At 71.2% G+C, this 23,683-nt stretch carries 18 protein-coding genes and 2 riboswitches; of the genes, 14 read left to right on the top strand and 4 right to left on the bottom strand.

Features of this window, described 5'->3' with window-relative positions; all coding sequences use genetic code 11:
• Positions 1-6: 6 nt before the first annotated feature.
• The 6 genes from MPE_RS07295 (at position 7) to acmB (ending at position 6,855) form a co-directional block, all read left to right on the top strand.
• Positions 7-276: a hypothetical protein gene (locus MPE_RS07295; protein ID WP_011829045.1), complete on the top strand. Its 270-nt coding sequence runs from the start codon at positions 7-9 to the stop codon at positions 274-276.
• Positions 273-1,451 (top strand): tetratricopeptide repeat protein, encoded by a 1,179-nt coding sequence (locus MPE_RS07290; protein WP_011829044.1) that lies wholly within the window; start codon positions 273-275, stop codon positions 1,449-1,451. Before MPE_RS07295 ends, MPE_RS07290 begins: the two co-directional genes overlap by 4 nt.
• A complete protein-coding gene (locus MPE_RS07285) occupies positions 1,448-2,620 on the top strand; it encodes a HupE/UreJ family protein (protein ID WP_011829043.1) in 1,173 nt (390 codons plus the stop codon). The genes MPE_RS07290 and MPE_RS07285 overlap by 4 nt, the downstream gene beginning before the upstream one ends.
• A gap of 114 nt (positions 2,621-2,734) precedes the next feature.
• Positions 2,735-4,420 (top strand): electron transfer flavoprotein-ubiquinone oxidoreductase, encoded by a 1,686-nt coding sequence (locus MPE_RS07280; RefSeq protein ID WP_011829042.1) that lies wholly within the window; start codon positions 2,735-2,737, stop codon positions 4,418-4,420.
• Between the two features lie 71 nt (positions 4,421-4,491).
• Positions 4,492-5,514, top strand: a complete 1,023-nt coding sequence (gene curA, locus MPE_RS07275; protein ID WP_011829041.1) for an NADPH-dependent curcumin/dihydrocurcumin reductase — start codon at positions 4,492-4,494, stop codon at positions 5,512-5,514.
• A gap of 153 nt (positions 5,515-5,667) precedes the next feature.
• Positions 5,668-6,855 carry a methyl acetate hydrolase AcmB gene (acmB, locus tag MPE_RS07270; protein WP_011829040.1) on the top strand — a complete coding sequence of 396 codons (1,188 nt, stop codon included), beginning with the start codon at positions 5,668-5,670 and terminating at the stop codon, positions 6,853-6,855.
• Between the two features lie 6 nt (positions 6,856-6,861).
• On the opposite strand, the gene MPE_RS24280 is transcribed toward acmB, so the two are convergent.
• Positions 6,862-7,620: a DUF481 domain-containing protein gene (locus tag MPE_RS24280; protein ID WP_036235360.1), complete on the bottom strand. Its 759-nt coding sequence runs from the start codon at positions 7,618-7,620 to the stop codon at positions 6,862-6,864.
• 159 nt (positions 7,621-7,779) lie between these two features.
• On the opposite strand from MPE_RS24280, the gene MPE_RS22700 reads away from it, so the two are divergent.
• Genes MPE_RS22700 through MPE_RS07250 form a run of 4 tightly spaced genes read left to right on the top strand, consistent with a single transcriptional unit; the run spans position 7,780 to position 12,681 of the window.
• Positions 7,780-9,219, top strand: a complete 1,440-nt coding sequence (locus MPE_RS22700; protein WP_049820783.1) for a DUF2868 domain-containing protein — start codon at positions 7,780-7,782, stop codon at positions 9,217-9,219.
• Positions 9,216-10,760, top strand: a complete 1,545-nt coding sequence (locus tag MPE_RS07255; RefSeq protein WP_011829038.1) for a GTPase domain-containing protein — start codon at positions 9,216-9,218, stop codon at positions 10,758-10,760. Before MPE_RS22700 ends, MPE_RS07255 begins: the two co-directional genes overlap by 4 nt.
• A gap of 33 nt (positions 10,761-10,793) precedes the next feature.
• Entirely contained in the window at positions 10,794-10,961 is a 168-nt protein-coding gene (locus tag MPE_RS24425; RefSeq protein ID WP_011829037.1) for a hypothetical protein, read from the top strand.
• A 49-nt stretch (positions 10,962-11,010) separates the two neighbouring features.
• Entirely contained in the window at positions 11,011-12,681 is a 1,671-nt protein-coding gene (locus MPE_RS07250) for an NAD(P)/FAD-dependent oxidoreductase (RefSeq protein WP_011829036.1), read from the top strand.
• 18 nt (positions 12,682-12,699) lie between these two features.
• On the opposite strand, the gene MPE_RS07245 is transcribed toward MPE_RS07250, so the two are convergent.
• The 3 genes from MPE_RS07245 to MPE_RS07235 form a co-directional block, all read right to left on the bottom strand.
• Positions 12,700-13,509: an enoyl-CoA hydratase gene (locus tag MPE_RS07245; RefSeq protein ID WP_011829035.1), complete on the bottom strand. Its 810-nt coding sequence runs from the start codon at positions 13,507-13,509 to the stop codon at positions 12,700-12,702.
• Between the two features lie 18 nt (positions 13,510-13,527).
• The gene (locus MPE_RS07240) at positions 13,528-15,186 is read right to left on the bottom strand and encodes an acyl-CoA synthetase (RefSeq protein WP_011829034.1); all 1,659 of its coding nucleotides are present in this window, start codon (positions 15,184-15,186) and stop codon (positions 13,528-13,530) included.
• A 95-nt stretch (positions 15,187-15,281) separates the two neighbouring features.
• Positions 15,282-17,450 carry a putative bifunctional diguanylate cyclase/phosphodiesterase gene (locus MPE_RS07235; RefSeq protein WP_237706377.1) on the bottom strand — a complete coding sequence of 723 codons (2,169 nt, stop codon included), beginning with the start codon at positions 17,448-17,450 and terminating at the stop codon, positions 15,282-15,284.
• 186 nt (positions 17,451-17,636) lie between these two features.
• A riboswitch (glycine riboswitch) is annotated at positions 17,637-17,739 on the top strand.
• A 9-nt stretch (positions 17,740-17,748) separates the two neighbouring features.
• Positions 17,749-17,865: riboswitch (glycine riboswitch) on the top strand.
• Positions 17,866-17,908: 43 nt separating this feature from the next.
• On the opposite strand from MPE_RS07235, the gene gcvT reads away from it, so the two are divergent.
• The 4 genes from gcvT (at position 17,909) to MPE_RS07215 (ending at position 23,673) form a co-directional block, all read left to right on the top strand.
• Positions 17,909-19,054, top strand: a complete 1,146-nt coding sequence (gene gcvT, locus MPE_RS07230) for a glycine cleavage system aminomethyltransferase GcvT (RefSeq protein ID WP_011829032.1) — start codon at positions 17,909-17,911, stop codon at positions 19,052-19,054.
• Positions 19,055-19,130: 76 nt separating this feature from the next.
• Positions 19,131-19,505 (top strand): glycine cleavage system protein GcvH, encoded by a 375-nt coding sequence (gene gcvH / locus MPE_RS07225; protein ID WP_011829031.1) that lies wholly within the window; start codon positions 19,131-19,133, stop codon positions 19,503-19,505.
• 107 nt (positions 19,506-19,612) lie between these two features.
• Positions 19,613-22,624 (top strand): aminomethyl-transferring glycine dehydrogenase, encoded by a 3,012-nt coding sequence (gene gcvP, locus MPE_RS07220; RefSeq protein ID WP_011829030.1) that lies wholly within the window; start codon positions 19,613-19,615, stop codon positions 22,622-22,624.
• Entirely contained in the window at positions 22,621-23,673 is a 1,053-nt protein-coding gene (locus MPE_RS07215) for a threonine aldolase family protein (RefSeq protein ID WP_011829029.1), read from the top strand. Before gcvP ends, MPE_RS07215 begins: the two co-directional genes overlap by 4 nt.
• Positions 23,674-23,683 lie beyond the last annotated feature (10 nt).

The following is a 23,683-nucleotide window of genomic DNA, read 5'->3' as shown; positions in this document are numbered from 1 at the left end:
CACCCCATGAACACCACACGTTTGCGGGCCGCGCTCCTCGCCGCGGCCGCCAGCCTCGCGCTGGCGGCCTGCGGGGGCGGAGGCGGTGGCTCGGCCGAGGACAACAGCGTGGCGCCCGACAGCGCCAGCGCCAGCAACCAGGGCTTCTTCGACTACATCGCCAGCCTGGCCAGCCGCATGCTGGACGACAGCGAACCGGTCGACGTGAGCGCCGTCACGATGCCGCCGGACAACGTGGACGACCGCGCGCCCTACCCCACGTCGATCGACGAATGAGCGTCGGCCGCGCCTGCCGGCGCGTGCCGGCCTGGCTCGGGCTGCTGGCGGTGGCCTGTTCTGCGCAGGCCGCCGCGCTGCGGCCCGCCAGCGACGACGAGATCGTCGAGACCCTGCCGACGCTCGGCACCTACGTGAGCGAGCAGCGCGCGCTGCGGCGCCAGCTGTCGGCGCAACCGCGTGACGCGAAGGCCGCACTGGCACTGTCGCGCAGCCTGCTGGAGCGCGCCCGTCACGATGGCGATGCTCGGCTCGCGGGCCAGGCCCTCGGCGCGCTGCGCGCCTGGGAGGCCGATCCGGCGCCGCCCGCAGAGATCCGCCTGCAGCGCGCCACGCTGCGCCAGTACCTGCACGATTTCGAGGGCGCCGCCGCCGAACTGCAGGCCTTGCTCGCCGCCACGCCGCGCCAACCGCAGGCGCTGCTGACGCTGGCGACCGTCTACCGCGTGCAGGGCCGCTACGCCGATTCGGATGCCGCCTGCGCCCGCCTCGCCGACGCCGGCCAGCCGCTCTACGCCCAGGCCTGCCAGGCCGAGAACCAGGCCCTGCGCGGCGAGAACGAGGCCGCTCGGCGCCGGCTCGACGCCCTGCTCGCCGCGCCGCCCGGCAACCCCGGCTGGCGCGCGTGGATCCACACCACGCTCGGCGAACTGGAGACCCGCGCCGGGCGGCCGGACGCGGCGCTCGCGCAGTTCCGCGCCGCGCTGCAGGCGCAGCCCGACGATGCCTACGCGCGCATCGCGCTGGTCGACGCGCTGATCGACACACGGGCCTGGGCGGAAGCCGAGCGCCTGCTCGGCAACGACGACAGCGAGGCCGGGTTGCTGCGCCGGGCCGTGGTCGCCCGCGCCCTCGGCAGCGCCGATGCGGCCCGCCTGCAGGGCACGGTCGCCGCACGCTATGCGCAGGCCGGCCTGCGACCGGAGGCGGTCGCGGTCCATGCGCGCGAGCGGGCGCGCTTCGCTCTCGACGTCGAGGCGGCACCTACGCGCGCGCTGGCGCTGGCGCGCCTGAACCTGAAATCGCAGCGCGAGGCGATCGACTTCGTGGTGATGCAGCGCGCCGCCACGGCCGCCGGCGACGCGGCGGCGCAGACCGAGGTGGTGGCGCTGGCGCGGCAGATCGGCCTGCGCGATGCGCGGCTGGAGCCGGCATCCGCCGGGAACGCGCAATGACCGGCGCACCGATGCGCAGGCTGCGCGCGCTGCTGGTGGGGCTGTCGGTCCTGGGTGTGCCGCTGCTCGCCTCAGCCCACCAGGCCAGCGACGCCTACCTGCGCGCCGGCGTCGATGCGCACGGCAAGCTGGCACTGCAGGTCGACGTGGCGCTGCGCGACCTCGACACCGTGCTCGAGCTCGACGCCAACGCCGATGGCCAGCTGAGCTGGGGCGAGGTGCGAACGCGCGAGGCCGACATCGCCGGCCACGTGGCCGACCGGCTGCGCCTGGACGACGGACGCTGCCACCTGCGCGCGCTGCCGGGCCTGGCGCTGGACCGCAAGGCCGACGGCGTGTACGCGCTGCTGCACTACGCCAGCGACTGCGCGGCGGCCGGCGCACCCGCGCTGGACTATGGCCTGTTCCGCGACACCGACCCGACGCATCGCGGCCTGCTGGTCGTGCTCGACGCCCAGGGCCAACCGACCGGCCCGCTGCGCAGCTTGACGCCGGGCGGCACGCCGCTGCGGCTGGCTCCGAGCGCCGGCGCATCCGGGGCCGCGGTCGGCGTCGACCCGCCCGCCGAGTCGGCGCCCGCGCCGGGCTTCTTCGGCGAGGGGTTGCACCACATCCTGATCGGCGCGGACCACGTGCTGTTCCTGATCTGCCTGCTGCTGCCGCTGGTGCTCGGCCCCGATGCCCGGCACGGCGGCTGGCGCGGGCGCCTGTGGCCGCTGGCAGGCCTGATCACGGCCTTCACCGTCGGCCACTCGGTCACGCTGGGGCTCGCTTCGCTGCGCGTGTTCAGCGTGCCGCCGAGCGTGATCGAACCGCTGATCGCGGTGACCATCGCGCTGACCGCGCTCGACAACATCCGGCCCTTCCTCGGCAGGCGCCGGGCCGTCGCGGCGTTCGCCTTCGGGCTGATCCACGGCTTCGGCTTCGCCGGGCCGCTGATCGAGCTGCAGCTCGCGCCCTGGGCGATGGCGGGCGCATTGCTGCAGTTCAACCTGGGTGTCGAGGTCGGTCAGCTGCTCGTGGTCGCGGTCGCGACGCTGCTGCTGTGGCCGGTGCGAGAACGCGGCCATACCGGCGCCTGGCTGCGCAGCGGCTCGGCCTTCGCCGGCATCGTGGCGCTGGTGTGGCTGGGCGAACGGCTGTTCGACGTCAAGCTGCTGCCGCTGTAAGGTGCACCGGACCGCGCCGGAACAGAATAGAACGACCGTTCGTTTTCCTCGTGCTGCGGCTTAGAATCCGCGCGCCTTTCGGAGGCCCTCCGAAGCGAAGCACAGGAACGAGACATGACACCGCAAGCCCTCCTCGACCAGCACGGCCCGCGCGAGGCCATGGACTACGACGTGGTGGTGGTGGGCGCGGGACCCGGCGGCCTGGCCACGGCGATCCGCCTGAAGCAGCTCGCCGCCGAACGCGGCCAGGAGGTCTCCGTCGTCGTGCTCGAGAAGGGCTCCGAGCCCGGCGCCCACATCCTCTCGGGCGCCGTGATGGACCCGCGCGCGATCACCGAGCTTTTCCCCGACTGGAAGGAACGCGGCGCCCCGCTGGAGCAGCCGGTGAGCGGCGACGACGTGCTCTTCCTCTCCGAGACCGGCGCCACGCGCACCCCCGACTGGCTGGTGCCCGACTGCTTCCACAACCAGGGCAACTACGTCATCAGCCTGGGCGCCGTGACCCAGTGGCTGGCCCAGCAGGCCGAGGCCCTGGGCGTGGAGATCTTCCCCGGCTTCGCCGCCGCCGAAGTGCTGTACGACGAGCAGGGTGCGGTGCGCGGCGTCGCGACCGGCAACCTCGGCATCGGCAAGGACGGCGAACCGACCGAGAACTTCCAGCTCGGCATGGAGCTGCGCGGCAAGTACACCGTGTTCGCCGAAGGCGCCCGCGGGCACCTGGGCCGCCAGCTCATCGCGAAGTTCCGGCTCGACGCGGGCCGCGACCCGCAGAGCTATGCGCTGGGCGTCAAGGAGCTGTGGGAGATCCCCGCCGCACAGCACCGCCCCGGCCATGTGGTGCACACCGCCGGCTGGCCGATGGACTCGCACACCTATGGCGGCGGCTTTCTCTACCACCTGGCGGACAACAAGGTCACGCTCGGCTTCGTGACGGGGCTGGACTACCAGAACCCCTGGCTCAGCCCGTTCGAGGAGATGCAGCGCTGGAAGACCCACCCGGCCATCCGTGCGGTGCTCGCCGGTGGCAAGCGACTGGGCTACGGTGCGCGAGCCATCACCGCCGGCGGGCTGCTGAGCCTGCCCAAGCTGGTGTTCGCCGGCGGTGCGCTGGTGGGCTGCGAGGCCGGCACGCTGAATGCCGCGCGCATCAAGGGCAGCCATGCCGCGATCAAGACCGGCATGCTGTGCGCCGAGGCGCTGGCCGAGGCGCTGGCGGCCGGGCGCCAGCACGACGAACTCGCCGCCTACCCGGCGGCCTTCGAGGCGAGCTGGCTGCACGCCGAGCTGCAGCGCTCGAAGAACTTCAAGCAGTGGTTCAAGAAGGGCAACACCGTGGGCGCGCTGATGACCGGCATCGAGCAGTGGCTGCTGCCCAGGCTGGGCGTGCAGCGCCCGCCGTGGACGATCCACCGCACCGAGGCCGATCACGCGCGGCTCAAGCCGGCCGACCAGTGCACGCCGATCGCCTACCCCAAGCCCGACGGCCAGCTCACCTTCGACCGGCTGAGCTCGGTGTTCATCAGCAACACCAACCATGAAGAGCAGCAGCCGGCCCACCTGACGCTGAAGGACGCGAGCGTGCCGGTGGCTGTCAACCTGGCGACATACGCGGGTCCGGAGAGCCGCTACTGTCCGGCCGGCGTGTACGAGTTCGTGAAGACCGAGGCCGGCACCGACCGGCTGCAGATCAACGCGCAGAACTGCGTGCACTGCAAGACCTGCGATATCAAGGACCCGACGCAGAACATCGTCTGGGTCACCCCCGAGGGGGGCGGCGGGCCGAACTACGCAGGCATGTGAGCGTGGAACGGCACGCACGGCCCCTCGATCGCGACAAACCACCCGCACCCCACCGAGACAGGACTCCCGCCATGCCACAGACCTCATCGACCAACCGCCGTTTCGTGTTGGCCGAACGCCCCGCCGGCATGCCGACCGCCAGCACCTTCCGCCTGGAGACCGTCGACATTCCCAAGCCGGCCGAGGGACAGATGCTGCTGCGCACGCTGTGGCTGTCGCTCGACCCGTACATGCGCATCCGCCTCAACGAGGGCTACTCCTACCGGCCCGGCGTCGACCTCGGCGGCGCGATGGTGGGCGGCACGATCTCGCGCGTCGAGGAAAGCCGCCATCCCGGCTACAAGGCCGGCGACCTGGTGATCGCCGCCAGCGGCTGGCAGGACTACGCGCTGTCGGACGGCTCGGACATAGACATCAAGCTCGACCCGTCGATGGCGCATCCGTCGTGGGGCCTGGGCGTGCTCGGCATGCCGGGTTTCACCGCCTGGCACGGCCTGGTCAACATCGGCGAGCCGAAGGCCGGCGAAACCTTCGTGATCGCCGCCGCCACCGGTGCGGTGGGCCAGATCGCCGGGCAGCTGGCCAAGGCGCGCGGCCTGCGTGCGGTGGGCATCGCCGGCGGCGCCGACAAGTGCCGCTATGCCGTCCAGGAACTGGGCTTCGACGCCTGCGTGGACCACCGCTCGGCCGATCTGCCCGGCGACTTGAAGAAGGCCTGCCCGGACGGCATCGACATCTACTTCGAGAACGTCGGCGGCGCGGTGTTCGACGCGGTGCTGCCGCTGTTCAACCTGCATTCGCGCATGGCGATCTGCGGCCTCATCGCGCACTACAACGGCGGTGGCGAATCGGGCGACCGCATGCCGCTGCTGCTGACCTCGCTGCTCAAGCGCCTGAAGACGCAGGGCTTCATCATCTACGACCACTACGCCGAGCACTACGAGGCCTTCTTCCGCGAGATGAGCGGCCTGCTCGCGCAGGGCCGCATCAAGGTGCGCGAGGACGTCATCGACACGCTGGAAGGCGCGCCGCAGGGGCTGGTCTCGCTGCTCGAGGGCAGGAACTTCGGCAAGGTGGTGGTGAAGGTCGCCTGAGCCACGGGCAGGCGACGCGCCCGCCCGCGGGATTGCCCTGCTCCCGCCTGCTGCCGCGCTGACTACATTCGGGCATCCACGCAGGCCGGCACCACCGCGAGAGAGTGCCGGCCCGGCTCTCGCGGCCCGGCCGCCTCTCGAACGGAACACGGCATGACGCAGCACTCCCTCCAGCAGGCCGCCGACGCGGTTCTCGACAGCACCGTCGGCCGCGCCGGTGGCGCACCCGGCGTCGTCGCGATGGCGACCGATGCGCGCGGCAACCTCTACGAGGGCGCCGCCGGCAGTCGCGAGCTCGGCAGCGACCGGCCCATGACGGTGGACACCGTGATGTGCCTGTTCTCCTGCACCAAGGCGCTCACCGGCGCGATGGTGATGCAGCTGGTGGAGGAAGGCCTCGTCGGCCTCGACGATGCGGCGTCGCGGTACGTGCCGGACATCGCCGCGATCCAGGTCTACGACGGCCTCGATGCCGACGGCCAGCCGAAGACGCGCCCGCCGCGCCGCGCCATCACGCTGAACGACCTGATGCTGCACACCGCCGGCTTCGGCTACGAGTTCTTCAGCCCCGAAGACCTGGCCTACCGTCAGGCGAAGAACATCCCGACCCTCATCGCCAACACCTACGAGGCCATCCAGTCGGTGCTGCTGTTCGATCCGGGCGAGCGCTGGAACTACGGCTGCAACATCGACTGGCTGGGCAAGGTGGTCGAGGCCGTGCGTGGCAAGCGGCTCGGCGAAGTGATGGCCGAGCGTTTGTTCGCACCGCTGGGCATGAACGACACCGCGTTCGTCATCACGCCCTCGATGATGCAGCGGCGCGCTTCGCTGCACATGCGCGCCGCCGACGGCAAGCTCACGCCGGTGCCCGACCTGGTGCTGCCGCAGCCGCCCGAGATGGACATGGGCGGCCACGGCCTGTACGGCACGGTCGGCGATTACATGAAGTTCATCCGCATGCTGCTCAACGACGGCGACGGCGCGAACGGCCGCGTGCTGCGCGCCGAGATCGTGCAGCGCATGTCGCAGAACGGGCTGGGCGCACTGAAGAGCGGCGGCTGGGTGACGACCAATCCCGCGCTGTCGAACTCCGGCGAGTTCTTCCCCGGCCTGTCGAAGTCCTGGGCCTACACCTTCATGGTCAACGACGAGGACACCCCCACCGGCCGACCGGCCGGGTCGCTGATGTGGGCCGGCCTCGGCAATCTCTACTACTGGATCGACCGCAAGAACCGCATCGGCGGGTTCTGGGGCACGCAGATCCTGCCCTTCCAGGACGTGGCGTCCTATCCGGGCTTCGTCGATTTCGAGAGCGCGGTCTACCGCACGCTGCGGCGCTAGCGGGTCCTAGTCGAAACGCGCGCTGATCCCCGTGGTGAGCAGGGTGTCGGTCTTCTTCAGGCCGAGGCCGGGCTCGCTGTCGTAGCGCGAGGCAATGCCCACCGTGAGGCTCAGCGCCTTGGTCATCGCCACCGCCAGGTCGGCGTCGAAGCGGGCGCGGAACTCGCCGTCGTTCTTCAGGCTCGGGTAGAGCTCGAAGCGCTGCTTGGCCGAGACGGTGTCGGTGAGCTTGTGAGTGGACTCCTCACCGAGCAGCGCGCTCAGCGCGCTGTAGCGCACGCGGTCGGCGCCGTCCACCGGGCGGGGTTCGCTGTAGCGATCGCGCGCGTACTGCAGACCGCCGAACACGTTGAAGGTGTGCTCGGGCGTGTTGACGAACTTGTAGCCCAGGCCGCCGCTCAGGGCGGTGCGCAGGTCGAGATCGGCGATGCCGTCGCGCTCGGCGTCGAGACCCCCGAAGGCGAACACCTCGCGCGTGAGGTTGAAGTCGTAGCGCGTGCCCAGGCGGATCTGGTTGCCCGAGGTCTCGCCCTCGTTCTCGGCGTACAGGCCGTCGCCGTAGATCGCCCACTTGTCCTCGGGCGTCAGGCGCACGGCCTCGCCCTTGATCGTGAGGCTGGTGGCGCGGGTGTTGCCGCTGCTGGCGCTGAGGCCGGCACCGAGCAGCGCGCGCCACTCGCCATCGTCCTTGAGCGTGACCTGGGCGGAGGCCGCAGCGCTGCCGCAAGCCAGCAGCAGCGCGAGGGTTCGGGAGATCTTGGGCATCGGGATCGGTCCTTTCCGGGAGAGTTGACAGAGGTAGAAGGCCCTGCGCCGGGGTTGTTCCGCAAAATCTTGTGCAACCATCCGCAACGACATGCCTTCCTCGCACCGCCTCTCCCTCTCTCGGCCCACCTTGCCGCGCTTGCCGACGCCCCGGACCGCATGAACGCCGACGACGCTCGCCGCGTGCTGCTCGTTCGCAGCTTCGAAGCCCCGATGACCCCGCCCTGGACCGCAGCCGATGCGGCCTGGGCCAGCGAGCAGGCTGCGCGCGCTGCCGGTGAGCGTGCGGAAGCGGACGTGCTGATCGCACAGCGGGCCGGCCTGGCCGCTGCGCGACTGACCGAGCGCGAGCCGGCCGTGCGGGCGGTGCTGGCAGCGACGACCTGGCCGGGCTGGCTGGGCGGTGCCCTGCTGGCGCTGGCGCTGCTGGCGGGTGCGGCCAGCGACGCCATCGGGCCGTCGCAGCGCATCAACATCCTCGCGCCGCCGCTGCTCGCGCTGCTGGTGTGGAATCTGGCGGTGTACGCAGTGCTCGCGCTGCATGGCCTGCGCCCGGCCGGCGCGACCCAGGCCGATGCCGGCGGGCCGATCCGCCGCGCGCTGATCCGATGGCTCGAACGCGCCGGCACGCGCGCGACGCGGAGCGCTCCCGCAGCGTCCACGCTGCGGCGCTTCGCCTCCGCCTGGGCCGAGGCCTCGGCGGCGCTGCACGGCGCCCGGATCGCCACGGTGCTGCACGCAGCCGCGGCCGCATTCGCGATCGGCGCGCTGGCCGCGCTCTACCTGCGCGGCATCGCCTTCGAGTACCGCGCCGGCTGGGACAGCACCTTCCTGACTGCGCAGCACGTGCAGCAGTGGCTGGGCCTCGTGCTCGGGCCGGCCTCGGCGCTGTCGGGCCTGGCGCTGCCCGACGCGGCACAGCTCGCGAGCCTGCGTTTCTCGGTCGGGCCGGGTGAGAACGCCGCGCGCTGGATCCACCTGCACGCGCTGACGATCGCGCTGGCCGTGCTGCTGCCGCGCACCGCGCTCGCGCTGTCGGCCGCCTGGCGGGCGCGCCGCTTGGCGCGGCACCTGCCGCTGCCGCTGGACGAGCCCTATTACCAACGCCTGCTGCCGGCCCGCGACGGCGAACGCCGTGCCGTGCAGGTCCTGCCCTACAGCTATGCGCTGCCGCCAGCCCTGCAGCCCGCGCTGCGTGCCGCGCTGGAAAGCGGCCTGGGCCCGCGGCTGGACCTGCGCCTGAACGACAGCGTCCCGCTCGGCGGCGAGGACGAGCTCGCGACCCTGTCGCTGCCGCCGTCGCCCGGCGCGGTCGTCGTGGTGCTGTTCGCGCTGACTGCGACGCCCGAGCGCGAGACCCACGGCGCCTTCGTGCAGGCGCTCGCCACGCGGGCGCCTGCCGGTCAACAGCTGGTGGTGCTGGTCGACGAATCGGGTTTCCGGGCCCGCTTCGGCGGCGCCGACGGCGCCGCGCGACACGAGCAGCGGCGCACGGCCTGGCGGCAGATGCTGGGCGAGCTGGGGCGAACGCCGGTGTTCGTCGACCTGTCCGCGCCGGACCTGCAGGCGCTCGAAGCGGACAAGGGGCTGCAGGCATGAGCGCGGACGCGAGCGCCGTCACCGTGGCGCTGAGCCTCGTGTCGCACACCAACGTGGGCAAGACCACGCTGGCTCGCAGCCTGCTCCGGCGCGACATCGGCGAAGTGCGCGACGAGGCGCACGTGACGCAGAGCGCCGAGCCGCACACGCTGGTCGAGTCGCCCACCGGCGACCGCCTGCTGCTGTGGGACACGCCCGGCTTCGGCGACAGCGCGCGGCTCGCGAAACGGCTCGCGCAGGCCGGCAACCCGATCGGCTGGTTCCTGAGCGAGGTCTGGGACCGCTTCCGCGACCGCGCCTTCTGGTCCAGCCAGCGCGCGGTGCGCAACGTGCTCGAGCAGGCCGATGCGGTGCTCTACCTCGTCAACGCTTCCGAGTCGCCGCAGGACGCCGGCTACCTCGACGCGGAGTTGCGGGTGCTGGAGCTGATCGACAAGCCGGTGCTGGTGCTGCTCAATCAGTTGGGCCGGCCGCAACCGCCGCAGGCCGAAGCCGCGGAACTGCAGCGCTGGCGAGAGCGGGTGCAACCGTTCAGCTGTGTGCGCGAGGTGCTCGCACTCGACGCCTTCGTGCGCTGCTGGGTCCAGGAAGGCAGGCTGCTGCAGGCCGTGGGAGCGGCGCTGCCGGCGGCACGGCAGGCCGCGTTCGAACGCCTGCGCACCGCCTGGGACGAACGCGGACGGGCCACCTGGTCGGCAGCCATGGAGGTGCTGGCCGAGCGGCTGGCGCGCGCTGCGTTCGACCGCGAACCGGTGGTCGAGGCCGGCTGGAGCGGGCGGCTGCGCCAAGTGGGCGCGGCGCTCGGCCTGCGTCGCGAGGGCACGGTCACGCCGCGCGAACGGGCGATGCAGGCGCTGGCCGAGCGACTCGACGCCGACGTCCGCGCCTCGACCGACCGGCTGATCCACCTGCACGGTCTGGACGGCCGGGCGACCGAGAGAGTGCTGACGCGCCTGGCCGAGCACTACGCGGTGCGGGAGCCGGCCAGCGAGGGCAAGGCCGCGGTGCTGGGCGGGCTGCTGACCGGCGCGCTGGCCGGGCTGAAGGCCGACATCGCCACCGGCGGTCTCACGCTCGGCGGGGGCCTGCTGGCCGGCGGCGTGCTCGGCGCGCTGGGGGCCGCCGGCCTGGCGCGCGGCTACAACCTGGTGCGCGGCGTGGAAGCGCCGTCGCTGGCCTGGACCGACGAGGTGCTGACCGGCCTCGCGCATTCGGCGCTGCTGGGCTACCTGGCGGTGGCCCATTACGGCCGCGGTCGCGGCGACTGGGCCGAGGCCGAGCAGCCCGACTTCTGGCACGACGCGGTGAGCCAGGTGCTGCAGCCGCGCGCCGAACTGCTGGCCGCGCTCTGGTCGGCCCGCGAGGGCGGCGACGACCCGGAGGACGTGCAGCACCTGCGGGCACAGTTGCAGGCGCTGCTGAGCGACGGCAGCCGCGAGCTGTTGCTGCGGCTCTACCCCGCCGCCGGCGACGCGATCGGGGCCGCGGGCAGCGACGGGATCGCACGCCGCGGCGGCTCGCCAGCGCGACCTGTGGCCTAATCCTGAGTTTCGCCAATTCCTACCGGAGCCGACATGGGCAACCAGATCAAGACCGAAGCCGACCGCCGTGCCACCCCCCGCCCCACCCCGCCGACCGGCGTGGTGTTCACGCCAGGCCGCGGCCAGAAGGTCAGCCTGGAGCGCGGTTCGCACACCCGCAGCAAGAAGAATCCGGGCAAGCGCTCCAAGAAGGGCGGCTGATCCCGGAGCACCGCGCGGCCGCGCCGGCACCGGCCGGGGCCTCGCACCGATGCTGCGAATCACCGAACTGCGCCTGCCGCTGAACCACGCCGAGGACGCGCTGCGTCCCGCGGTGGTAGCGCGCCTGGGCATCGCCGACGCGCAGCTGCAGTCCTTCACCGTCTTCAAGCGCAGCTACGACGCGCGCCGCAAGACAGCGGTGGTGCTGATCTACACCGTCGATTGCGAAGTGGCCGACGAGGCCGCCGTGCGAGCTCGGCTCGGCAGCGACCCGCACGTGCGGCCGGCGCCGGACACCCGGTACCGCTTCGTCGGACAGGCGCCGGACGGCTACTACGCCGCAGCCGCGGGCACGGCGCCGCCGCTGCGTCCGCTGGTCATCGGCTTCGGCCCCTGCGGCATCTTCGCGGCCTTGATCCTGGCGCAGATGGGCCTGCGCCCGATCGTGCTGGAACGCGGCAAGGCGGTGCGCGAGCGCACCCAGGACACCTGGGGTCTGTGGCGGCGCCGCGTGCTCGACCCCGAATCGAACGTGCAGTTCGGCGAGGGGGGTGCCGGCACCTTCTCCGACGGCAAGCTGTGGAGCCAGATCAGCGACCCGCGCCACCTGACGCGCAAGGTGCTGACCGAATTCGTGAAGGCCGGCGCCCCGGAGGAGATCCTCTACGTCGCCAAGCCGCACATCGGCACCTTCCGGCTGGTGAGCATGGTCGAGAAGATGCGCGCCGACATCGAGGCGCTGGGCGGCGAGATCCGCTTCCAGCAGCGTGTGACCGACCTGCTGATCGAGGACGGCCATCTCCGCGGCGTCACACTCGCCTCGGGCGAGCAACTGCGCGCCGACCACGTGGTGCTCGCCCTCGGCCACAGCGCACGCGATACCTTCGAGATGCTGCAGCGGCGCGGCGTCTACCTGGAAGCCAAGCCGTTCTCGATCGGCTACCGCATCGAGCACCCGCAGGGCCTGATCGACAAGGCCCGCTTCGGCCCGAATGCCGGCCACCCGCTCCTCGGCGCGGCCGACTACAAGCTGGTCCACCACGCGCGCAACGGCCGCTCGGTCTACAGCTTCTGCATGTGCCCGGGCGGCACGGTGGTCGCCGCCACGTCCGAGCCGGGGCGCGTGGTCACCAACGGCATGAGCCAGTATTCGCGCAACGAACGCAACGCCAATGCCGGCATCGTGGTCGGCATCACACCGCAGGACTACCGGCAGGACGGCCTCACCGAGGGTCCGGTGAACCCGCTCGACGGCATCGCCTTCCAGCGCTACTGGGAGTCGCGTGCCTACGAGCTGGGCGGGCGCAGCTACGAGGCGCCGGGCCAGCGGCTCGGCGATTTCCTGGTCGGCCGGCCCAGCACCGCCTGGGGCAGCGTGTTGCCCTCCTACAAGCCGGGCGTGCACCTGACCGACCTGGCCCAGACCGGCAACGCCAGCCTGCCCGACTACGCGATCGACGCGATCCGCGAGGCCCTCCCGGCGTTCGACAAGCAGATCGCCGGGTTCTCGCTGCCCGACGCCGTGCTCACCGGCGTGGAAACGCGCACCTCGTCACCGCTGCGCATCACGCGCGGCAAGGACTACCAGAGCCTCAACGTCGTGGGGCTCTACCCGGCCGGCGAAGGCGCCGGCTATGCGGGCGGCATCATGTCGGCCGGCGTCGACGGCATCGAGGTGGCCGAGGCGCTGGGCGCACGCATGCTGGGGCTCGCCGGCTGACGAGCCGGGGCAACGTCGCTAGCGGCCCGGCTCGGCGACCGCCCAGGTCGGGCTGCGTTTGTCGATGAAGGCCTGCACGCCCTCCAGCGCTGCCTCGTCCATCATGTTGCAGGCCATCGCCTGCCCGGCGATCTCGTAGGCCGACGCGATGCCGGCCTCGACCTGGCGGTAGAACTGGGCCTTGCCGACCGCGATCGCGACGCGCGGCTTGGCAACGATGCGCTGCACCAGTTGCGCCACCTCGGCATCGAGCCGATCGGCCTCGGCCACGCGGTTGACGAGACCGCGCTCGCGCGCCTCCTCGGCACTGATGAAATCGCCGGTGAGCAGCATCTCCATCGCCTGCTTGCGCGGCAGGTTGCGCGCCAGCGCCACGCTGGGCGTCGAGCAGAACAGTCCGAGGTTGACGCCACTCACGGCGAAGCGCGCTTCGCGCGCCGCGACCGCCAGGTCGCACATCGCGACGAGCTGGCAACCGGCCGCAGTGGCGAGGCCCTGCACACGGGCGATCACCGGCACCGGCAGGTTCTGGAGGCTCAGCATGACGCGCGTGCACTGCGCGAACAGCGTCTCGTAGTAGCCGAGCGAGGGCGCGGCGCGCATCTGCTTGAGATCGTGGCCTGCACAGAAGGCCTTGCCGCTGGCGGCGAGCACGACCACGCGCGACGAGGCATCCGCCGCCACCGCGTCCAGCTCGGCTTGCAGCGCGGCCAGCATGCCTTCGGACAGCGCGTTGAAGGCGTGCGCGCGGTTCAGTGTCAGCGTGACGACGCCGCGGGCATCCTGCGTCTTCAGCACGAACGGGTCGTCTCTTTCGGTGACGGACATCTCGGCTCCTGCGCGCTGCTATTCGATCGCCTGCGTCGAGCGGGCCCGCTCACGCAGCTGGAATTTCTGGATCTTCCCGGTCGAGGTCTTGGGGATGGCTTCGAAGCGCACCTCCTTCGGCGCCTTGTAGCCAGCCAGCAGCGACTTGCAGTGGGTGACCAGTTCCGCCGCGCTCACCTCGGCGCCGGGCTTGAGCTCCACGTAGGCGACCGGCGTCTCGCCCCACTTCGGGTCGGGTCTCGCGACCACCGCGCAGGCCATCACCGCCGGGTGCCGGTAGAGCGCGTCCTCGACCTCGATGGAGCTGATGTTCTCGCCGCCGGAGATGATGATGTCCTTGCTGCGGTCCTTGATCTTGACGTAGCGGTCCGGTTCCATCACCGCCAGGTCGCCGGTGTGGAACCAGCCGCCCGCGAAAGCCGCAGCGCTGGCCTGGGGGTTCTTCAGGTAGCCCTTCATCACGATGTTGCCGCGGAACATGATCTCGCCCATCGTCTGGCCGTCGGCCGGCGTCTCGACCATCGTCTCGGGGTCCAGCACCGTCATGCCCTCCTGCAGCGCGTAGCGCACGCCCTGGCGGCCGTTGAGCCGCGTCTGCTCGGACAGGCTCTCGCCGGCCCAGCTGGCGCGCTTCACGGCCACGGCGGCTGGGCCGTAGACCTCGGTGAGGCCGTAGACATGGGTGATATCGAAGCCCAGTTTCGCCATGCCCTCGATCATCGCGGCCGGCGGCGCGGCACCCGCCACCATGCCGCGCACCTTCTGCGTGATGCCGGCGCGCAGCTCGTCGGGCGCGGCGATCAGCAGGTTGTGCACGATCGGGGCAGCGCAGTAGTGATCGACGCGGTGCTCGCGCATCGCGCCGAGGATGCTGGGCGCATCGACCCGGCGCAGGCACACGTGGGTGCCCCCCAGCATCGCGATCGTCCACGGGAAGCACCAGCCGTTGCAGTGGAACATCGGCAGCGTCCACAGGTAGATCGGGAAGTGCGGCATGGTCCAGGTGGCCGCGTTGCTCACCGCGTTCAGGTAGGCGCCGCGGTGGTGGGTCACCACGCCCTTGGGGTCGCCGGTGGTCCCCGACGTGTAGCTGACGGCGATGGCGTCCCATTCGTCGGCCGGACCATCGAGCCGCGCCAGCGGCGCGTGGGCGGCCAACAATGCCTCGTACTCGTGCGTGCCGAGCCGGTCGCCCGGACCGGCGTACTCGCTGTCGCAGACGTCGATGACGATCGGTGTGCGGCCGTGCTCGCTGTGCAGCAGCCGCAGCGCCTCGGCGATGGTCGGCGCGAACTCGCGGTCGGTGATCAGCACCTGGGCCTCGCAGTGGTTCATCTGCCAGGCCAGCAGCGCGGCGTCGAGCCGGGTGTTCAGCGTGTTCAGCACCGCGTTCAGCGCCGGCACCGCGTAGTGCGCCTCCACCATCTCCGGCGTGTTGGGCAGCATCACGCTGACGGTGCTGCCGCGCGCCACGCCGAGTGCACGCAGCGCCGCGGCGAGCCGCGCCGAACGCTCGCGCGTCTGCGCCCAGGTCTGTCGGCGCGCCCCGTGCACGACGGCCGGCAGGTCGCCGAACACCTCGGCGCTGCGTTCGACAAAACTGACGGGCGAGAGCGCGACGAAGTTCGCCGTGGTCTGGTCCAGCCCCTGTTCGTAGATGCTGATGTTGCTGCTCATGGGATGTCTCCTCGTGCCGTCGCCTCGGCGACAGGCCCGCTCGTGCGGCGGGTCGGAAAGACTATCCCACAGCCGGCGCTCGGCTGGAAGCGCGGTCAACCCGGAATCGTGTCGACCAGGGTCGAGTCGGAGAACGGCACCGCGTGCTGCTCGCCGCGGTGGCGCGCCCAGTACGAGATGTCGTCGGCCGCCATCGGCTTGGCGTACAGGAAGCCCTGCAGCTGGTCGCAACCCATCTCGACCAGCAGGTCGCGCTGGTCGGTCTCCTCCACGCCCTCGGCCACCACCTGCATGCCCAGCGCATGGGCCAGCCGGATCACCGCATCGACCACCGCGCGGGCGTCGCTGCTGCCGGCCAGGTCGCGGATGAAGCTGCGGTCGATCTTCAGCTGCCGGGCCCGCAGCTGGCGCAGGTAGCTGAGGCTGGAGTAGCCGGTTCCGAAGTCGTCGATCGCCAGTTGCACGCCGATGGCCAGCAGGCCGTCGATCGCGCGCTGGGTGACGCGGGTGTCCTCCATCGCGACCGACTCGGTGATCTCGCAGATCAGCTGCGAAGCCTCGACCTGGTGCAGCGCCAGTGCGTCGGCCACCCGCTCTGTCAGGTCAGCCTGCATGAGCTGGTGCGCCGACAGGTTGATCGCCACGCGCATGTGCAGGCCTTCGTCGGCCCAGGCGCTCAGCTGCCGGCAGGCTTCGTCGATGACCCAGGCGCCGAGCGTGTTGATCAGGCCGAAGCGCTCGGCCACCGGGATGAAGGCCACCGGGCTCACCATGCCCCGCTGGGGATGGCGCCAGCGCATCAACGCCTCGACGCCGCGGATCGTGTCGGTACGTAGATCGACCTTGGGTTGGTAGTGCAGTTGCAGTTCGCCACGCTCCATCGCCGTGACGAGATCGTTGTACAGCGCCACCTGCTGGTCGGCGCCCTGGTTCATCGCCGACTCGTAGACCGCGTAGGTGCTGCCGCCACCCCGCTTCGCCTCGTACATCGCCGCATCGGCGTGCGCGATGAGGCGCCTGGCGTCGCCGGCGTCGGGGTACATCGCCACCCCGATCGAGCACGACAGGTGGACCGGCTGGCCGACCACGACGAGCGGCTCGCCCATGCTGGCCAGGGCGCGCTTCGCGACGTGGATGCAATCCCCCGCGCAGCTCACGTCCTCGACCAGCACGATGAATTCGTCGCCGCCCAGGCGGGCCAGCGTGTCGGCCGCGCGCACCGCCTCGCGCAGGCGCACGGCCACAGCCTGCAGCACCAGATCGCCATGGGCATGACCGTAGGAATCGTTGATCGGCTTGAAGCCGTCGAGGTCGATGAACAGCACCGCCAGGCCCGCCGATGCCGAGGGCGTCGGCAGCTCGCGCAGCCGTTCGATACGGGCGACCGCCTGGCTCAGGCGCGACTCGAAGTAGCTGCGGTTGGGCAAGCCCGTCAACGCGTCCTGGTAGGCCAGGCGGCTCAGTTCGTCGTTGGCCGACTGGAGGCGTTCGTTGGCTTGCTGCAACGACTGCGACAGGCCGTCCGCGGTGGCCTGCATGCGCCGGTCGAAGACCGAGGTCACCAGCGTGATCGTCAGCATCAGCACGGTGGCCACGCTGACGATCAGCACCAGCGAGTCGCCGTTGATGCCGTCCAGACTCAGGCAGGCGCTGCCCTCGGGGAAGCCTGCAGCTGCCATGCCGCTGTAGTGCACGCCGCTGATCGCGAGTCCCATGACCACCGCTGCAGCGCACTGGTAGGCCAGCGCCGACCAGCCGGCATGGCGGCGCATCCAGAAGAAGATCCGCAGAGCGGCAGCGGATGCGGTCACCGCAATCAACCCGGATGCCGCCACCCAGCGCGCATCCCACTGGATGCCCGGCGCCATCTCCAGTGCGGCCATGCCGATGTAGTGCATCGCCATGATGCCGCCGCCCATCGCCAGCGCCCCCCACACGTGCAGGCTGCGTGACAGCTGCTCCCGCCCGGCGATCCCCAGCGCCACCAGCGAGACCAGCAGCGCCACGCCCCACGACAGCAGCGTGGTCGAAACGCGGTAGCCGAGCGGGATCGTCAGGCTGAAGGCGTGCATGCCGACGAAGTGCATCGACCAGATGCCGCTGCCCATGACCAGGGCGCCGCCGATGCACCAGCACATCGACAGCACGCGGTCGGCACTGCGCACGCGCTTGGCCAGTTCGAGCGTGACGAACGAAGCCAGGATCGCGACAGCGATGGACAGCACGACCACGCGGGGGTCGTACAAGGGCTGGAGCAAGGACACGCGGGAGGTTCCTGTCGGGCCGTTCGCCGGCCCCTTGCGCAGCACGCCGGGCGTGCATCGGGAAAGGTATCGGCCCGCCGGGCGCGGACTTGAGCCTTCTGCCGCAGCGGCGCGGGCGCGCCGCGGTCGTGCACAGGTCACGCCGGTGGTGCCGCCGTGCATCAATAGGAGATCGTGTGCATATAATCGTTACCGTCAGGAGAGCGTTGCCGTCAGCACACCGACGGCAGCCGCCGAAGGCGCAGAGGACACACCTCGAACGCTCAGGCAAAAGGACTGGCAAACGCCTCCCAGCGGAGGCGTCCTCACTGGAGAGAGGCTGCACCCGGGGCAGCCCACCGAAGGGGCAAGCGGGTCGAGGTGCGACACACCGGAACCGGCCAATCTCTCAGGTAAAGCGGACAGCGAGGGCAGGCATCACCGGCAACGGTGGTTTCCTTCATGCCCTTGGAGTCGAGATGTCCGCACTAGCCGGCAGCCCTGCTGCCCCCCTGTTCACCACGCCCCTGCACGCGCTCCACCGCGAACTCGGCGCCAAGATGGTGCCCTTCGCCGGCTACGACATGCCGGTCAACTACCCGAGCGGCATCCTGGCCGAACACCGCCAGTGCCGCGATGCGGCCGCGCTGTTCGACGTGTCGCACATGGGCCAGATCCGGCTGGTCGCCGACGACCTGCAGCAGGCCGCGCTCGCGCTCGAGACCCTGGTGCCGATGGACGTGCTCGGCCTCGGTGTCGGCAAGCAGCGCTACGCCTTCTTCACCAATGCCGGCGGCGGCCTGCTCGACGACCTGATGGTCACCCGGCGCGAGAACGACCTGCTGCTGATCGTCAACGCCGCCTGCAAGGACACCGACCTGCACCACCTGCAGGCGCACATCGGCCACCGCTGCACGGTGCAGCCCCTGCCCGAGCGAGCGCTGCTGGCCCTGCAGGGGCCGAAGGCCGTCACGGCCCTGGCGCGGTTGAACCCCGGCGTGAGCGCCCTCACCTTCATGACCGGCGGCGCCTTCACGCTGGTCGGCTCCGACTGCTACCTCACCCGTTCCGGCTACACCGGCGAGGACGGCTTCGAGATCTCGGTGCCGGCCACCCATGCCGAGGCGCTGGCGCGCGAGCTGCTCGCCCAGCCCGAGGTCGCGCCGGCCGGCCTGGGCGCGCGCGACACCCTGCGCCTCGAAGCAGGGTTGTGCCTCTACGGGCATGACATCCACACCGCCACCACGCCGATCGAGGCCGGACTGTCCTGGGCCATCCAGAAAGTGCGGCGCGCCGGCGGCGCGCGGGCCGGTGGCTACCCCGGGGCGACCGTCATCGACGCCCAGCTCGCCGGCGGCGTGAGCGAGCGCCGCGTCGGCCTGATCGGTCTGGAGCGGGTGCCGGTGCGCGAGGGCACCGAACTCGTCGACAGCCAGGGCCATCGCATCGGCCGGGTAACCAGCGGCACCCTCGGTCCGACCGTCAACCAGCCGATCGCGATGGCCTGCATCGCCAGCAACCATGCCACCGTCTCGCACGAGGTGTTCGCCATGGTGCGCGGGAAGCGGCTGCCCATGCGCGTGGTCGCCCTGCCCTTCACGCCGCACCGCTACGTGCGTGCCTGACACTCCAGCCTCGCCCCTCTTCGTCAACCTTCCGGCCCACGCTCGACTCAGGCCGTCCATCCTTTCAGGAGCCTCCATGACCACCAAGTTCACCACCGACCACGAGTGGATCAACATCGAAGACCACGATGCCGCCGTCGTCGGCATCACGCTGCACGCGCAGGATGCGCTCGGCGACGTGGTGTTCGTCGACCTGCCGGCGGTCGGCACGTCCTACAAGAAGGGCGACATCGCCGGCGTCGTCGAGTCCGTCAAGGCGGCGGCCGACCTCTACATGCCGGTCAGCGGCGAGGTGGTCGAGGTCAACGAGGCGCTGCGCAACGACCCGGCACTGGCCAACAGCGACCCGCTGGGCGAGGGCTGGTTCTTCAAGGTCAAGATCGCCGACATGACCGAGTTCGACCAACTGATGGACGCACCCGGCTACGACGCGCTGCTCAAGACGCTCTGAGGCACCACGCGGCCACGCCATCCCGCTGGCCGCCTGCTTGTCCTCCTGCTGTCACGACCCTCCTGGCTGTCCGGTCCACCGCCCTTCCTTCCCTCACGGAGCACACCATGCTCAGGCCCCTCGCCCTGCCCCTCGCCGCACTCGAACACACCACCGACTTCGCCGGCCGTCACATCGGCATCGACCCCGCCGACGAACAGCACATGCTGTCGGTGATCGGCGCGGCTTCGCGCCAGGCCATGATCGAGGCCATCGTCCCGCGCAGCATCGCCCGCGCGCGCCCGATGGTGCTGCCCGAACCCGTCGGCGAGGTCCAGGCGCTGGCCGAGCTGAAGGCGATCGCCGCGAAGAACCGCGTGTACCGCAGCTACATCGGGCAGGGCTACCACGGAACGCACACGCCGGGCGTCATCCTGCGCAACATCCTCGAGAACCCGGCCTGGTACACCGCCTACACGCCCTACCAGGCCGAGATCTCGCAGGGTCGGCTCGAGGCGCTGGTGAATTTCCAGACCATGGTGTGCGACCTGACCGGCATGGCGATCGCCAACGCCTCGATGCTCGACGAGGCCACCGCCGCCGCCGAGGCCATGACATTGGCCCGACGCAGCGTGAAGAGCAAGAGCGCCACGGTCATCGTGGCTTCGGATTGCCACCCGCAGACCATCGAGGTGATCCGCACGCGCGCGCGGCCGCTGGGCATCGAGGTGCTGGTGGGCCTGGTGCCGGAGCTGATGGCGCAGCACGAGTACTTCGCCGTGATCGCACAGTACCCGGCGACCGGCGGCATCGTGCACGACATGAAGCCCTATGTGGATGCGGCGCATGCCAGCGGTGCGGCCTTCGTCGTCGCCGCCGACCTGCTGGCGCTGACGCTGCTCACGCCGCCCGGTGAATGGGGTGCCGATATCGCCATCGGCAGCACCCAGCGCTTCGGCATGCCGATGGGCGCCGGCGGCCCGCACGCGGCCTTCCTGGCCTGCCGTGACGAGTTCAAGCGCTCGATGCCGGGACGCCTGGCCGGCGTGAGCGTCGACGCGCACGGCCGGCCCGCCTACCGGCTGGCGTTGCAGACGCGCGAGCAGCACATCCGCCGCGAGAAGGCCACGTCGAACATCTGCACCGCCCAGGTACTGCCGGCGGTGGTGGCGAGCATGTATGCGGTCTACCACGGACCTCAGGGGCTCAAGCGCATCGCGCAGCGCGTGGCGAGCTACACCGCCATCCTGGCGCACGGCCTGCGCGCGATGGGCTTCGAGCTCGCCGGTGACAGCGCCTTCGACACGCTGTGCGTCGAGACCGGCATCGAAACCAATGCCATCGCCCGCCGCGCCCGCGATGCCGGAGCCAACCTGCGACGCCTGTCGGCCACGCAGCTCGGCATCACGCTGGACGAGACCACCACGCGCGAAGATCTCACCGCGCTGTGGTCATGGTTCGCGCGCTCCGAGGGCATGGTGCCCAACGTCGCTGCGTTCGCGCACGGCGCCGACCCGCTGATCCCCAGCGAGCTGCGCCGCACCAGCGCCTACCTGACCCACCCGGTCTTCAACAGCCACCACAGCGAGACCGAGATGCTGCGCTACCTGCGCAGCCTGGCCGACAAGGACCTCGCGCTCGACCGCACGATGATCCCGCTGGGTTCGTGCACCATGAAGCTCAACGCGACCAGCGAGATGATCCCGATCACCTGGCCCGAGTTCGCGCACATCCACCCGTTCGCCCCGGCCGAGCAGCTGGCCGGCTATGCCGAACTCGACGCCCAGCTGCGCCAGTGGCTGTGCGAGGCCACCGGCTACGCCGGCATCAGCCTGCAGCCCAACGCCGGCTCGCAGGGCGAATATGCCGGCCTGCTGGCGATCCAGGCCTGGCATGCCTCGCGCGGCGACGCGCAGCGCGACGTCTGCCTGATCCCCGAGTCGGCGCACGGCACCAACCCGGCGAGCGCCCAGATGGCCGGCATGCGCGTGGTGGTGACGAAGTGCGACGCCGAGGGCAACGTCGACCTCGACGACCTGCGCGCCAAGTGCGAGCAGCACAGCTCGCAACTGGCCGCCGTGATGGTCACCTACCCGTCGACCTACGGCGTGTTCGACCCGCACATCAAGGCGCTGTGCGCACTGGTCCACCAGCACGGCGGCCGGGTCTACGTGGACGGCGCGAACATGAACGCGCTGGTCGGCGTGGCCGCGCCGGGCGAGTTCGGCGGCGACGTGAGCCACCTCAACCTTCACAAGACCTTCTGCATTCCGCACGGCGGCGGCGGCCCGGGCGTGGGCCCGGTGTGCGTGGTCGAGGACCTGGTGCCCTTCCTGCCGACGCACCGCACGGGCGCCTCGGCGAGCTCCGTGGATGCCTACGTCGGCAGCGCGGTCGAGCCGACGCCGGGCCGCCCCAAGGTGGCGAGCGCCCTCTCGGGGGGCAGCGAAGTGCCCGCAGGGCCGAGCGTGGGGGCCGTCAGTGCTTCGCCGCTGGGCAACGCGGCGGTGCTGCCGATCAGCTGGATGTACGTCCGCATGATGGGTGCAGCCGGCCTGACCGCTGCGACCGAGACCGCGATCCTGAGCGCGAACTACATCGCCGCGCGGCTGGCCGACCACTACGACATCCACTTCAGCGGCGAGGTCGACGGGCTCAAGGGCGGCGGTGTCGCCCACGAGTGCATCCTCGACCTGCGCCCGCTGAAGGACAGCAGCGGCGTCAGCGCCGAGGACGTGGCCAAGCGCCTGATCGACTACGGCTTCCACGCGCCGACGCTGAGCTTCCCGGTCGCCGGCACGCTGATGGTCGAGCCGACCGAGAGCGAGTCGCTGCACGAGCTCGACCGCTTCTGCGACGCACTGATCGCGATCCGCGCCGAGATCGCCCGGGTCGAGCAAGGCCACTGGCCGCAGGACGACAACCCGCTCAAGCACGCGCCGCACACCGCCGAGGCGCTGCTGAAGGCCGACTGGCCGCACCCCTACTCGCGTGAGGAGGCCGCCTACCCGGTGAGCAGCCTGCGGCGTCAGAAGTACTGGGCACCGGTCGGTCGCGTCGACAACGTGCACGGCGACCGCAACCTGTTCTGCAGCTGCGTGCCGCTGAGCGCCTACGCCGAAGCCGACAAGCAGGCATGAAGGACCAGTTCGCCAGCGACAACTGGGCCGGCCTCGCACCGCAGGCGCTGGCCGCCCTGCTGGAGGCGAACGGCGGCAGCCATGCGCCGGCCTACGGCGACGATGTCTGGACGCAGCGCGCCTGCGACGCGGTGCGCCGGGTGTTCGACACCGACTGCGAGGTGTACTTCGTCTTCAACGGCACCGCGGCCAACGCGCTGTCGCTCGCCGCGCTGTGCCGACCCTACGAGGCTGTGGTGTGCACCCCGCTGGCGCACATCGCGGCGGACGAATGCAATGCGGTGGGCTTCATGGGCCAGGGCGTCTCGCTGCTGACCTGCGACGACGGCTCCGATGCCGCCCGGCGCGCGAAGCTCACGCCCGCGGCGCTGGACGCCGCGGCCCGCCGGCGCCGCGATCTGCACGCGCCGCGCGCCCGCGCGGTGAGCCTGACCCAGGCCACCGAGCTGGGCACGGTGTACGCAGTCGAAGAGTTGCGCGCACTGACGACCGCCGCGCGTGAACTGAAGCTCAAGGTCCACATGGACGGTGCCCGCTTCGCGAACGCCGTGGCCTCGCTGGGCTGCGCGCCGGCCGATGCGAGCTGGCGCGCCGGCGTCGACGTGCTGTCGTTCGGCGCCACGAAGAACGGTGCGCCGGTCGGCGAGGCGGTGGTGTTCTTCGACCGTGGGCTGGCCGACGGCTTCGAGTGGCGCGCCAAGCAGGCCGGCCAGCTGGCCTCGAAGATGCGCGTGCTGACCGCGCCCTGGGTCGGCCTGCTCGAAGGTGGCGCCTGGCTCGCGCACGCCGGCCACGCCAACGCGATGGCCCAGCGGCTCGCGGCGGCCATCGATACCCTGCCCGGCGTGCACCTGCTGCACGCGCCGCAGGCCAACGGCGTGTTCGCCGAGCTGCCGCGCCCCGCGATCGAGGCCCTGCGCGCGCAAGGCTGGCGCTTCCATGAGATGCTGCCGAACGGCGGTTGCCGGTTGATGTGCGCCTGGGACACCCGGCCCGAGACCGTCGACGCCTTCGCGGCCGATCTGGCCGTGGCCTGCCGGACCCCCTAGCCTCACCACG

It is taken from the genome of Methylibium petroleiphilum PM1 (assembly GCF_000015725.1).
Taxonomy (GTDB): Bacteria; Pseudomonadota; Gammaproteobacteria; order Burkholderiales; family Burkholderiaceae_C; genus Methylibium; species Methylibium petroleiphilum.
Note: the sequence above shows the minus strand (reverse complement) of the source record. Positions and strands in the feature narration are given on the sequence as shown.